Source organism: Candidatus Propionivibrio aalborgensis (assembly GCF_900089945.1).
Lineage (GTDB): Bacteria > Pseudomonadota > Gammaproteobacteria > Burkholderiales > Rhodocyclaceae > Propionivibrio > Propionivibrio aalborgensis.
Genome location: NZ_FLQY01000002.1, coordinates 1 through 12,025, shown reverse-complemented (window position 1 = coordinate 12,025; position 12,025 = coordinate 1). Strand labels below are relative to the sequence as shown.

Annotated in this window: 13 protein-coding genes; 3 read left to right on the top strand and 10 right to left on the bottom strand. The window is 58.2% G+C overall.

Annotated features, from left to right (window positions below; translation table 11 throughout):
* The 3 genes from PROAA_RS00165 to PROAA_RS00155 form a co-directional block, all read left to right on the top strand.
* Positions 1-901, top strand: a 901-nt coding sequence (locus PROAA_RS00165; RefSeq protein ID WP_222102024.1) for a metal-dependent hydrolase, incomplete at its 5' end; no start/stop codon positions are given.
* A 271-nt stretch (positions 902-1,172) separates the two neighbouring features.
* Entirely contained in the window at positions 1,173-2,174 is a 1,002-nt protein-coding gene (locus tag PROAA_RS18800) for a helix-turn-helix domain-containing protein (protein WP_222102023.1), read from the top strand.
* A gap of 234 nt (positions 2,175-2,408) precedes the next feature.
* Positions 2,409-2,816: a high-potential iron-sulfur protein gene (locus PROAA_RS00155; RefSeq protein WP_186409362.1), complete on the top strand. Its 408-nt coding sequence runs from the start codon at positions 2,409-2,411 to the stop codon at positions 2,814-2,816.
* 488 nt (positions 2,817-3,304) lie between these two features.
* Here PROAA_RS00155 and PROAA_RS00150 read toward each other — a convergent pair whose 3' ends face one another.
* From PROAA_RS00150 to PROAA_RS00105, 10 genes are all read right to left on the bottom strand, one after another.
* Positions 3,305-3,907, bottom strand: a complete 603-nt coding sequence (locus PROAA_RS00150) for a peroxiredoxin (protein ID WP_186409361.1) — start codon at positions 3,905-3,907, stop codon at positions 3,305-3,307.
* Positions 3,908-4,014: 107 nt separating this feature from the next.
* Positions 4,015-4,308, bottom strand: a complete 294-nt coding sequence (locus PROAA_RS00145) for an acylphosphatase (protein ID WP_186409360.1) — start codon at positions 4,306-4,308, stop codon at positions 4,015-4,017.
* A 15-nt stretch (positions 4,309-4,323) separates the two neighbouring features.
* The gene (locus tag PROAA_RS00140; protein ID WP_186409359.1) at positions 4,324-4,869 is read right to left on the bottom strand and encodes an NADH-quinone oxidoreductase subunit B family protein; all 546 of its coding nucleotides are present in this window, start codon (positions 4,867-4,869) and stop codon (positions 4,324-4,326) included.
* Between the two features lie 2 nt (positions 4,870-4,871).
* Positions 4,872-6,419, bottom strand: a complete 1,548-nt coding sequence (locus PROAA_RS00135; protein ID WP_186409358.1) for a hydrogenase large subunit — start codon at positions 6,417-6,419, stop codon at positions 4,872-4,874.
* An 8-nt stretch (positions 6,420-6,427) separates the two neighbouring features.
* On the bottom strand, positions 6,428-7,888 hold the full coding sequence (locus tag PROAA_RS00130; protein ID WP_186409357.1) for a hydrogenase 4 subunit F: 1,461 nt from the start codon (positions 7,886-7,888) through the stop codon (positions 6,428-6,430).
* The gene (locus PROAA_RS00125) at positions 7,885-8,565 is read right to left on the bottom strand and encodes a formate hydrogenlyase (RefSeq protein ID WP_186409356.1); all 681 of its coding nucleotides are present in this window, start codon (positions 8,563-8,565) and stop codon (positions 7,885-7,887) included. Before PROAA_RS00125 ends, PROAA_RS00130 begins: the two co-directional genes overlap by 4 nt.
* Positions 8,562-9,515 (bottom strand): respiratory chain complex I subunit 1 family protein, encoded by a 954-nt coding sequence (locus PROAA_RS00120; protein WP_186409355.1) that lies wholly within the window; start codon positions 9,513-9,515, stop codon positions 8,562-8,564. Before PROAA_RS00120 ends, PROAA_RS00125 begins: the two co-directional genes overlap by 4 nt.
* A complete protein-coding gene (gene hyfB, locus PROAA_RS00115; RefSeq protein ID WP_245664095.1) occupies positions 9,512-11,521 on the bottom strand; it encodes a hydrogenase 4 subunit B in 2,010 nt (669 codons plus the stop codon). The genes PROAA_RS00120 and hyfB overlap by 4 nt, the downstream gene beginning before the upstream one ends.
* A 68-nt stretch (positions 11,522-11,589) precedes the next feature.
* On the bottom strand, positions 11,590-11,811 hold the full coding sequence (locus tag PROAA_RS00110) for a hypothetical protein (RefSeq protein ID WP_245664094.1): 222 nt from the start codon (positions 11,809-11,811) through the stop codon (positions 11,590-11,592).
* A 55-nt stretch (positions 11,812-11,866) separates the two neighbouring features.
* The coding region (locus tag PROAA_RS00105; protein WP_186409353.1) for a hypothetical protein at positions 11,867-12,025 on the bottom strand (159 nt) is incomplete at its 5' end.

Here is a 12,025-nt window from a genome sequence, read left to right as displayed (position 1 = left end):
CCTGATCCGGAGTTCGACGGATCCCTTGTTGGCGATCCAGTACCATCGCCACTTCACGCACGCGCTGGCGTTCATCCCGGTGGGCGGTATCGTTGCGGCCTTGCCGTGGTTGGTGCGGCCGCGGCATCACCCGAACTGGCGGCCGATTGTGGCGGCCACGACCATCGGTTATGCAACCCATGCCGTACTCGATGCCTGCACCAACTATGGGACGCACCTGCTGTGGCCCTTTTCGACGCTGCGCGTCGCCTGGCACTGGGTCACGACCATCGGCCCCCTGCTGACTCTGATGCTGCTGATCGGATTGGTCTTCGCCGTCCGTCGTGGCTCACGATTCCCGGCAGCTGTGGCGCTGGCTCTCAGTGTTGCCTACGTCGGGACGGCTGCCTGGCAACGCGAACGCGCGCTCGACCTGCAGGTCCGGATAGCCGCCGCCCGTGGCCATCCGCTCGATCGCGCCGAGATGTTTCCGACCGTCGGCAATCCGCTGCTCTGGCGATCGGTCTACCAATCGGGCAACACGCTGTACACCGACCGTTTGCGCGTCGTCGGCAGGGATGGTGCTCGCTGGAAAGAGGGCAGTACGGTCGAGTTGCTGCTGGAGAAGGATCTGCCGCTGGAGGCCAGGGCCGACGAGCGCGTCCGCCGTGACTTCATGCGCTTCAGCTATTTCTCCGCCGGTTGGACTGCGCGTGCCAGCGCCGACCCCAGCGTCATCGGCGACGCCCGCTACTCGCTGCGTACCGACGGCTTCGAACCGATCTGGGGCGTTCGCTTCCACCCCGGCACGGCACGGCCAACCGAGTGGGTCGATCGGACGATCAAGAACCGCGTGCCAGTCAGCGAGTTGTGGCGCGAGCTAAAGGGTACGGCAGCCGGGTACGGTTCACTCCCCAGGTGACGTTTCCGGTCGGACAAGCGGCTGGTAAAAAACCCTGCAGCGTTCTGAGAGCAACTTGTCTTATGACCCCAGCGTGAGAACGTTAGGACACTGCTGATTGTGCGTACTAATGCACCATCCTAAGGCTCGATGCAATATTTTAGGGCGGAAAAAATCATGCAACGGCATTTTCAGACAGCTTAACCAATTGATTATCAACAAGTAGTTTTTATGGAATAACATTTGCTTATAGATCAAAAACATTATTAATATAGCTCTGACAAGATCATCTATGGATTCTCTGCCAAGGCTTGCTTTTGGAAATTCCAGCGCGCTTGAAGATAGCGACGTTCGTGCGATGAATGATCGCATCCAGGGACACACCGGTTTTGATATTTCCTATCACGCTGCAGATACTTCCACAAGATTCAGGCACCGTTCGTCAGTCGCCAGTATTAACGGCTTGAACATCGTCGCCACAGCGAGCTCGCCGCTTTACGTCGACGTTAACCATGCCGAGCGACCGGCGTTGTTGGTTCCGTTAAGCGGCAATAGCTATACCACTGTCGAAAAGGTCCGCTTTCAGTGGAATGCGGGAGAGGCAGCCATACTGTTGCCCGCTACTGCTCGACGTGGCCATGATACTAATCGTTCTGCGTTATTTATCACGATAGACGAGCAGCGGATACAAACTACGGCCCGTTCGATGCTGGGTCTGGACGCCTACGATAATGTCGATTTTTTGTCGCTGAATCAACCAAGGACGTTGGTGATGCGTACCAAGGAAATCGATTTCAACACCGTATTCCGCCACTACGGAGAGTTGATCGATCAGTTTGACAGCAGACCAGATCTGCTTGGGCTGAGCGGGATCGATGAGGCAATTTACCGAATCATGGTCATGATGCTCTTGCCAAAACAGTTTACCGTTTTGCCTGGCACCGATCGAAAAGGGCCAAATGTGCTGTCTGACAAGCGTGTGAACGAATTCTGCGAATACATCCTCGCCAATCTGGAACGTACGCTGACAATGACTGAACTGGAGTCTGTTTCCGGTGTATCCGCACGTTCGTTGCAGTATGCTTTCCGCCGAAGGTTCAATTGCACTCCGGGTCAGTGGATTGTCGAACAAAAACTTCTTGCCGTTCGCAGCCGACTGCTTAATGCGAAACTCGATGAAAGCGTCACGCAGATTGCCATACTTTTCTTCGCAAATCTTGGAGACTTTTCCCGTAAATATCGCCACCGCTTTGGCGAGCTACCTTCTCAAACCCTGGCAAGGGTATGCGGCTAAAAGCGCTTCGTTTTCCCGATAGCATTTCGCTTTTCTGGTAGTAAACCTCACGCAATCCCTTTAGAGTTGTGCTTGCGTCATGTCGAATGCACGGTTGCGTTCCTCGAGGCGGAACTTTCAATTTCCCTGTTATGTATGAGGTTGAACGTACGCTGACTGAACCTGTCATCGCCTCGACTGACATAATCGCTTCAAGAATGGATCATTTTTCAAATAATCAGGAGAAAATTAATCATGGCTGCGCGAGAGACCAAAAGCACCGAGCGAAGGAAGTTTTTGAATACTGCCCTAAAAGGCATTGCGGTTGCACCGCTGGGATTTATTCTGCCTGTCACCGACGTACTGGCGGCTAAAGGAGTCCCATCGAACGACGGCATTTCCTCCGAAATCGCCAAATTGCCAGAAAATGATCGTCAAGCCAAGGCTTTAAGCTACAAGGAAGACGCAACAATGGTGGACACCGCCCAATTTAACCGGAAGGAAAATCAGTTCTGTAGCAATTGCCAATTATTTAGCGGATCACCGGGTGACATATGGGGACCATGCGCGATTTTCTCCTACCGGGCACATCCCTCAATCAAGAAACCATTCGAGGTTAGCGCGAATGGCTGGTGTAAGTCTTGGGGACCGCGAGCGGCTTGAATATCTTCCGTTTGTCCTGCCCCAGCCAGCCCCTTGGTTGCCAATTCAAATGGCTTGACTGAAGGTGCCAGATCCTCAGATTTCCCGGCGGCATTTCGTCGTGCCCGTTCCGTTCACGATCACCCGCCTCTGATCGCCAGATCGATCGTGCGTCATCGCCTGGCTCCCGCCGGCTACATAGCGGGAATTAGAGCGGCGACGCCTAGGCTGGGTTCCACACGCTACAACGGCGTGGCACGTATTGATGGATTGCGCACCTTTCTGTTTCGTGTCGACGGTGCTGGAAGACGTAGCCTGTCACTCCCTGAACTTGGCTCACTTGCTGTGTGCCCCAAGATGCGCTAACGCATCCCGCGATTCGGACACGGTTATGTACACGGGCAGGATCAATTGATACTTGACACAGAACGCATCGGGCCAAGCAATCACTGTCGCAAAAAAAAGACCGCGCCTTCCAACGCGGTCTTTTTTGATTGAACCCCGAAGACTTAAAGCTCCTTGGCGTGAGCCGACAAATACTCGGCAACGCCAGCGGTAGATGCCTTCATGCCGGCTTTGCCCTTGTTCCAGCCAGCCGGGCAGACTTCGCCATGCTCTTCGGTAAATTGCAGTGCATCGACCATGCGCAGCATTTCGTCGACATTGCGGCCGAGCGGCAGGTCATTCACCACCTGGTGACGAACGGTGCCCTTCTTGTCGATCAGGAATGAACCGCGGAAGGCGACGCCGGCAGCGCCAAATTCGACGTCGTAGGCGCGGCAAATCTCGTGCTTGATGTCGGCGATCAGCGGGTATTGCACCTGGCCAATGCCGCCATTGTTGACCGGCGTATTCTTCCACGCCAGGTGAGTGAATTGGGAGTCGATCGAGACGCCGATAACTTCGACGCCGCGCTGTTTGAATTCGGCCAGCCGGTGATCGAAGGCAATCAGTTCGGACGGGCATACAAACGTAAAATCGAGAGGGTAAAAGAAAATGACCGCATATTTTCCATTGGTCTCGGCGGACAGGGTGAAATTGCGGATTTCATTGTCGGCCATGACGGCGGTTGCTGTGAAATCAGGGGCTTGCTTGCCAACGAGTACGGCCATAATTCTTCTCCTTCAGTGGGTTTTGAACAAAGTGGGGATCAATAACGGACGAGTGCCGAATCCAGTGCCACTTAGTCAGCATAGCGTCCCGGCAAGTTCCCCGCAAATCAAAATGTCGGTACCTGCCTAAATCCAGTCAATGATTCGTGATCTTCACTGGTGGGTTCATCCCTGCTGACAACGCGTGCGACGATCGCGGTCGAAGGGCCGTGGTGCGCCCAAGCGGTTAGCGCTTCCACTGCCTCGGGCGGACCAAGAACGAGCGCCTCAACGCTGCCATCATTGCGGTTGCGGACCCAGCCGCGCAGCCCCAATGCCTTCGCTTCGGCACTGAGTGCCCAGCGAAAGCCGACGCCCTGTACTCGGCCGTGGATGGAAAGATGACGGGTGAGAAAGGTCACGTCTGAAACGGGATTCTACTGGGCCGGGATATTCCTGCGACTGGCTTCGGCCCTGTCGGGGGCGATGGCAGCGAGGATGCCCTGAATCAGTTGCAGCGGCGTGGGCGGGCAACCAGGAATCGACACGTCAACGGGAATGACATTGGCTACGCGGCCACAGGAGGCATAGCTCTCCCCAAAAATGCCCCCGGTGCAGCCACAGTCACCCACCGCGACCACCAGCTTGGGTTCCGGCGTGGCCTCGTAGGCACGCTTGACAGCGACTTCCATGTTCCGGGCAACCGGCCCGGTGACCAGCAGCAGGTCGGCATGACGCGGGCTGGCAGCGAACTTGATGCCGATGGCCTCGAGGTTGTAATAGGGATTGTTCAGGGCGTGGATTTCGAGCTCGCAGCCGTTACATGAACCGGCATCGACATGACGTATCACCAGGGCGCGGCCAAGTTGCTTGAGGACCGCTTCGGACAGCCGCTGCGTGGTGGCGCGCAAGGCATCGTCAACGGCAGGCGCCGGCTCGCTGACGATTCCGGTGCGAAGTATTTGGCGAAGGATCGGAATCATGATCAGAGATCCTGTCCGGCGTAGGAGAGATTGAAGGATTTGTTGATCAACGGGAAGTCAGGAATGATGTTGTCGATTGCAGCGTGTTCGAGCACCGGCCAATTTTGCCACGACGGGTCGTGGCAATGGCAACGGCGAATCTTGCCGTCCTTGCCGGTTTCCAGCGCGACGAGAACGTCGCCCCGCCAGCCTTCAATCCAGCCGAATCCGCGCTTGTCGGCTTCACTGCGGGTCGTATCGCAAATGCTGCCTTGAGGCAGATCGCGAATGATCTTTTGTATCAGGTGCAGCGACTCGCTGATTTCGGAGAAACGGACCAACGCGCGCGCGGCGACGTCGCCGTTGCGTTGAATGGCCATCTTCGGTTCCAGCTGCTCATACGGTTCGCACGGATGGTTGCAGCGCAGATCCCACTTTTGCGCGCTGGCGCGGCCGGCGAGGCCGATCATGCCAAGGCGTTTGGCAAGATGGGGAAAGACCCGGCCTGTCGTGAGAAAGCGGTCCTGCAAACCCGCATGCTCGTCGTAGATTTGCTTCAAGTTTTGAACTTCCCTGCCGAGGGCGTGGCATTGCTCGGTGATCGCCTTCGCACCCGCTGCGTCAAGGTCAACAGAAACGCCGCCCGGAATGATCCGATCCATCAACAACCGGTGGCCGAACAGGCTGGCGTTGAGCCGGACCCAGTCTTCCTTGAGACGCATGAATTGCATCAGCCCGAACGATACAGCCACATCATTGCCGAGGTATCCAAGATCGCCCAGATGATTCGCCACACGTTCGCGTTCGAGAAGCAGAGCACGCAACCAGAGGGCGCGCGGCGGTGGCATTGCACCACCGATGGCTTCAGCCGCCTGACAATAGGCCCAGGCGTAGGCAACCGTCGAGTCGCCGGAAACGCGGCCAGCCAGCCGGGCGCCGTCGCCGAGCCCCATGCCGCAAAATCGTCGCTCAATGCCCTTGTGTTTCCAGCCCAGTCGCTCCTCCAGGCGAAGCACGCTTTCGCCCATCACCGAAAAGCGGAAATGGCCCGGTTCAATGATTCCAGCATGAATTGGACCGACGGCGACTTCGTGCACGCCGTCGCCTTCGACAGTGACGAATGCGTACTCCTCGTTCCGCGTTTCGAATCGGGAGTCGGGCGTGTCGCGGCGTAAGGGATAATGGTCAGCCGGCCAGTTATCGTGACGCAACCAGGGGCGCTGATCACCGGCTTCGAGTCTGGCGCCGATCATGTCATGCACGGCACGCTGCATGCGGTTGGCGACTGGAAACGGCAGCGAAAGGTCGGGGAACTGCGGATCCTCGCCGGACATTGGCAGGGTCAGACAACACAGCCCCTCTGCCAGATCGAAAGCGACATGCAGGGCATACCCGGATTGACTATCGCGGTCCCGTTCATCGCTGCCCCAAAGCGCCACCATGCGGCGCTCGGCGGTGTGCGCGGCGCCGCAGAAGGCGGTGAGCTGTTGGGCGTTGACCCGCGCAACGAAAGTCAGCGCGGCGTGGCCGGCCAGGGGTTCGAAGTCGATGGGTTGTTCGAGGAATTGCATGCGTGTTCTCAACCGATCAATTTGGCCGCCTGCCGGTACCAATCGGCGAGGTAGGGAGGTATCCACATACCGAGCATGAGTACCAGTCCGAGATGCAGAAAGACGGGGATCAGCGCCGGACGGTGCGGCAGGCGCTGTGCCGTTGGTTTTCCGAAGACCATGCCCTGCACCTTGCCAAACATGGCGGCAAAGGCCACCCCCAGCGAGATCAGCAGGATCGGCGTGGCCCAGGGGTAGTGCTTGATGGCTGTGGTCAGAATCATGAACTCACTGGTGAACACGCCAAAGGGAGGCATGCCGAGGATGGCCAACGTGCCAATCATCAGTTCCCAGCCGATGACTGGCGAAAGCTTGAGCAGGCCCCGGATGTCTTCAATTACCTGTGTGCCGGCCTTTTGCGCGGCGTGGCCAACGGCGAAGAATATTGCCGATTTTGTCAAAGAGTGCACCGTCATGTGCAGCAACCCGGCATAGCTGGCGACCGGGCCGCCCATGCCGAAAGCAAAGGTGATGATTCCCATGTGCTCGATCGACGAGTAGCCGAAGAGACGTTTGATGTCTTTTTGCCGGGAGAGATAGAAGGCCGGAACGACAACTGTCAGCAGACCGAAACCGATCATCAGATTGCCGGCAAAATGGCTGGAGAGCGCGCCATCGACCAGCACCTTGCTGCGGATGATGGCGTACAGCGCGACATTCAGCAGCAATCCGGAAAGTACGGCCGAGACGGGTGTCGGGCCTTCGGCGTGGGCATCGGGCAACCAGTTATGCAGCGGCACCAGGCCGGTTTTGGTGCCGTAACCGATAAACAGGAAAACGAAAGCCAGCGAAAGAACGGTGGGTTCGAGCTGTGTCTTGACGGCGTCGAGGTGCGTCCACAGCAGAGCCCCGCCTTCGTGGCCGAGGACGCGCTCGGCGGCAAAATAGATCAGGATCGTGCCGAACAGCGCCTGGGCAATGCCGACGCCGCACAGGATGAAGTACTTCCAGGCCGCTTCAAGGCTGGCCGGCGTGCGGTAGAGCGCGACCAGCAGCACGGTCGTAAGGGTCGCGGTCTCCATGGCCACCCAGAGAATCCCGAGGTTGTTGGTCGACAGCGCGACGAGCATGGTGCACATGAACATCTGGTACATGCTGTGATAGAGGCGCAGTCGCCCCGCCGAGAGACGGCCATGGTCGAGCTCGACACGCATGTACGGGCGCGAGAAAAGCGAGGTAGTCAAGCCGACGAACGCGGTCAGTGCGATCATGAATACGTTGAGCGGATCGACGAAGAACTGCTCGTCGAAGAGCGTCATCGGACCGTCCCTGATCACGCTCGCAGTCAGCATTCCGGCGGCCAGCAGCGTAAGCAGGCTGCCGGCAGCGTTGATCTCCGCCGCACCCCGACGGTGACCGACGAGCCCGAGCAGCAAGGCAGTGACAAAGGGAATGGCCAGAACCAAGGCGAGTTCGAACGCTCCGCTCATTCTTCCTTGATCCTCTCCATGTGCCTGGTGTCAAGGCTGTCGAATTGTTGCCTTATCTGGAAAAAGAAGACACCGAGGATAACCATACCGACCATGACGTCGAGTGCAATACCCAGTTCAACGACCATCGGCATGCCGTACGTGGCGCTGGTGGCAGCGAAAAAAAGTCCGTTCTCCATGGCCAGAAATGCGACCACCTGGGGCACCGCCTTGCTGCGTGTGATCATCATCAGGAAGGAAAGCAGCACACAGGCCAGCGCAATGCCGATGGTGGAGCGCGTGATGGTGCCGGACAGTTGCGAAATCGGCTGCGCCACGTTGAAGGCGATGACTACCAGCACGATGCCGACGAGCATGGTCGTCGGAATGTTGAGCAGTGTTTCAATATCCCATTTGACCGACAGTCTGCGGATCAAGCGGTGCAGGATGTAGGGCAAGGCGATGACCTTGAGAGTCAGGGTAAGCCCTGCCGACCACAGGAGATGGCTCTGGTTCGTGGTCAGCGCAACGACCAGCGTCGATACGAACAGCACCAGACCCTGCATCATGAACAGGTTGATCAGCGTCAGAACACGCCGCTGCGCCAGCATGGCGAAACCGAGCAAGAGCATGAGCGCTGCGCACAGGTTGATCACCTGCCCGCTGAAGGGAAGCAAATTGATCAACGACTGGCTCATTTCCCTGTCTCCAGCAGCAGGTGCACCAGCATGGCCAGTACCGCCAGGAGGAAGGCCGTGCCGAGGAATTCCGGCGCCCTGAAGACACGCATCTTTGCGTTGACTGTTTCGATCAGCGCCAACAGGAAGCCGCCGATAAGAAGTTTCACGATCAGGAATGCACCGGCGGCCGCGAGTGAAGCCGGGTCCGCCGCTTCGGATATTCCAAACGGAAAGAACAGGGCGAGGCCGAGACAGGAATACGCAAACATCTTCAGGCTGGCAGCCCATTCGATGAGCGCCAGATGGCGGCCCGAGTATTCAAGAATCATGGCTTCATGCACCATGGTCAGTTCGAGGTGGGTTGTCGGATTATCGATCGGAATACGTGCATTTTCGGCAAGCGATACCATGGTGAAGGCGACGCCGGCAAAGGCCAGACTCGGGTAGATGACGAAATCGCGATGTGCCAGCGCGGCGACGATGGTCGACAGCGAGGTCGACTGCGAAATCAGTGATGTCGTGAAGAAGATCAGCAACAGGGCCGGTTCGGCGAGGAATCCAATCAGCATCTCGCGCCGCGATCCCAGCGAGCCGAACGCAGTGCCGACGTCCATGCCGGCCAGCGCGATAAAAACACGGGCCAGCGCGAAGAGTCCGACGAGCGCAATGGCATCGGCGGCAGGTGAAAAGATCAGTTCGGTGGACAGAGTCGGCACAATGGCCGAGGCCAGCGCCATGCACGAAAAGTTAACGTAGGGTGCAGCGCGGAAGAGCGACGAGGCATTGTGCGCCAGCATTGCATCCTTGTGGAACAGCTTGTTCAAGGTGTAATAGGTTTGCAGCAAAGGTGGCGCCGAGCGGTTCTGCATCCAGGCGCGGCACTGGTTGATCCAGCCGGTGAGGAGCGGCGCCAGAATCAGGGCGGTAGCGAGCGCCAGCAACTGGGCAAAGAGCGCGTAGAAGTTCATCCGCGTGTCAGAACCAGAAGGGTGAGCAGCGTGATGAAGCTGTAAAGCAGGTACAGCGCGATGCGCCCCTGCTGCAGGAAAGCGATAAGCCGCGTGCCGTGATCGGCAATTCTTGCAATCGGCAGATAGAGCCAGTACCAGAACGGGTCTTCGACGAGGCTTCGATAACGTGGCTGGGCATCGAATGGCGAGGGGTGCTCGCGGGTCCGTTTGAAGAAGGGCGAGAAGATTCTGCGGATCGGCTGGCCGAAGCCTTCGGCGGTGTCCTGCATGCGGGGAGTTTGCAACGGAAATCCGCAATCCCAGGCCGGCACGCGTTTCAGTCGGCCGTGGTAGAAACGGTTGACCGCAAAATAGACAAGCGGCATGAGAACGACAATGCTGCCGAGGAAAATGGCGGGGCTATAGCTGGCCCGGTCCTCGCTGATCGGCGCCAGAAGCCACCAGCCATGGCTGGCTGCCGTACCGCGCAGGCCGCTCCCGACAAGCAGTCGGGTGACCGGGTCGAGCAGCGAAATTACGGCATTCGGAAACAGGCCGAGCAGGACACAGCCCACACCCAGCCAGAGCAGCCCGATGCGTTCGAGGCGGCCGGCATCATGGGCGTGGGCGAGTTTCTCCTCGCGCGGTTGGCCAAGAAATACGATGCCAAAGAACTTGACCATGGCAAAACCGGCAAACGCCGAGATCAGCGCGACGGCGCCGGCAATCACCGGCAGCAGCATGTTGAGATAGCCGTGCGGCAGACCCGAGGTGAACAGGAAGCTTTGCAGCAACAGCCACTCCGAGACGAAGCCATTGAGTGGCGGCAGGCCGGACGCAGCCAGCACGCCGATGAGGGCCAACCAGGCGACCCAAGGCATTCGATGAATCAGCCCACCGAGTTTGCCCAGGTTGCGCTCGCGCGTGGCGTGCAGAACCGAGCCGGTACTCAGGAAGAGCAGACTCTTGAAGAAGGCGTGGTTCAGGCAATGATAGAGCGTGGCGGTTAGCGCCAATGCAGCAAGATGCGGTAGCAGGAAGGACTTGAAGATCAGCGTCAGTCCGATTCCGAGAAATATCAACCCGATGTTCTCGATCGACGAGTACGCAAGCAGTCGTTTCATGTCGGTTTGAATCGCCGAGAAGATAACGCCGAACAATGCTGAAACCAGTCCGAGCACGAGCAGCAGAACGCCCCACCACCACAGTTGCGCATGCAACAGGTCAAAAGTGACGCGCAGCATCCCGTAGATCGCCGTCTTGAGCATGACGCCACTCATCATCGCCGACACGGGAGAAGGAGCGGCCGGGTGCGCTTCGGGTAGCCAGATGTGCAGAGGCAACATACCGGCCTTGGCGCCGAAGCCGAAAAGCGCAAGTAGAAAAGCGATGGTCGGCCAGAAACCGATGCGGGAGAAATCGCGCATGGCGTCAAAGGAATAGTCGCCCGCGCTGTCAGCCATCACGCCAAAGGAAAGAAGGATGCCTACCGCGCCGACGTGAGCCACCAGCAGGTAGAGATAACCGGCACGTCGGATTTCCGGATGGCGGTGTTCCGACGTGACCAGGAAGAAGGAGCTGAGCGCCATCGTTTCCCAGGCGACCATGAAGCCATAACCATCGTCGGCCAACATGACGAAAGCCATGCTGGCCAGAAAGACGTGATAGAGCAGGCATTGTAGCCCCGGAGCCGTACCGTCACCCTTGCGCATATAGCCGGCGGCGTAGATTGAAATGCCGGCGGAGGCTGTTCCCAGCAGTAGCAGGAAGAAGGAGGACAGAGCGTCAAGGCGCAAATGGAAGGGCAGTCCTGGCATGCCGAGGGGCAGGATACGGACTTGCGGACTGGCGTAATTGCCGGTCAGTGCAAGCAATGCGAGCGCCAAACCGAAAATTGCGCCGAGGGGAAAGAGGACGCGGCTGTTCAGCAAAAAATTGCGCGGGAACGCAACGCCGATCACGCCGATCAGCAACCAGCCCAGTGCCGTGAAAAGGATCCAGTCGATTAACGGCAGTTCGTTCACTTTTTCTCACCCACGCAAACGCTTGCCGTGAGAAACCTGGTGGCTGAGGACGGCTTCGCGGGCACGGACTATTGACCTTTGTTGCTTTGACTAGCGGGGCGCGTGATCATCTCGCGCAAAATCCGGCTGGCGGCCCAGAGCATCATCAACAGGCCACCGACACTTACGACAATCGCCTCCGTCATATTGACGGGGAAGTCGGGGATGAACAGCGCCTGCCTGCGAGCGAGCCACATTGCTCCGGTAGCAAACATCAGCATGCCGGCCACATCGAAGACAGCGTACAGCATTATTCTCAGAGTCGGTCGCGGGCGCGGAGTTTGATGTGCTGGTCGCATGGCCGGGTTATTTTACGCGCATTCCCGGTTGTGCACCGTCATCCGGTGATAGCAGAAAGATGCCGGACTTGCCGTTTGCGTTCATGGCATCACTCGAAGCTGCGAGCACCATCCCCTCGCTGAGCCCGAACTTCATCTTGCGCGGCGCGAGATTGGCGACCATGAC

What these genes read in the sequence shown, in the direction of transcription:
- PROAA_RS18800 (WP_222102023.1), top strand. Translation starts at nt 1,173, where the DNA reads ATGGATTCTCTGCCAAGGCTTGCTTTTGGAAATTCCAGCGCGCTTGAA.
- PROAA_RS00155 (WP_186409362.1), top strand. Translation starts at nt 2,409, where the DNA reads ATGGCTGCGCGAGAGACCAAAAGCACCGAGCGAAGGAAGTTTTTGAAT.
- PROAA_RS00150 (WP_186409361.1), bottom strand. Translation starts at nt 3,907, where the DNA reads ATGGCCGTACTCGTTGGCAAGCAAGCCCCTGATTTCACAGCAACCGCC.
- PROAA_RS00140 (WP_186409359.1), bottom strand. Translation starts at nt 4,869, where the DNA reads ATGATTCCGATCCTTCGCCAAATACTTCGCACCGGAATCGTCAGCGAG.
- PROAA_RS00135 (WP_186409358.1), bottom strand. Translation starts at nt 6,419, where the DNA reads ATGCAATTCCTCGAACAACCCATCGACTTCGAACCCCTGGCCGGCCAC.
- PROAA_RS00130 (WP_186409357.1), bottom strand. Translation starts at nt 7,888, where the DNA reads ATGAGCGGAGCGTTCGAACTCGCCTTGGTTCTGGCCATTCCCTTTGTC.
- PROAA_RS00125 (WP_186409356.1), bottom strand. Translation starts at nt 8,565, where the DNA reads ATGAGCCAGTCGTTGATCAATTTGCTTCCCTTCAGCGGGCAGGTGATC.
- PROAA_RS00120 (WP_186409355.1), bottom strand. Translation starts at nt 9,515, where the DNA reads ATGAACTTCTACGCGCTCTTTGCCCAGTTGCTGGCGCTCGCTACCGCC.
- PROAA_RS00110 (WP_245664094.1), bottom strand. Translation starts at nt 11,811, where the DNA reads ATGCTGTACGCTGTCTTCGATGTGGCCGGCATGCTGATGTTTGCTACC.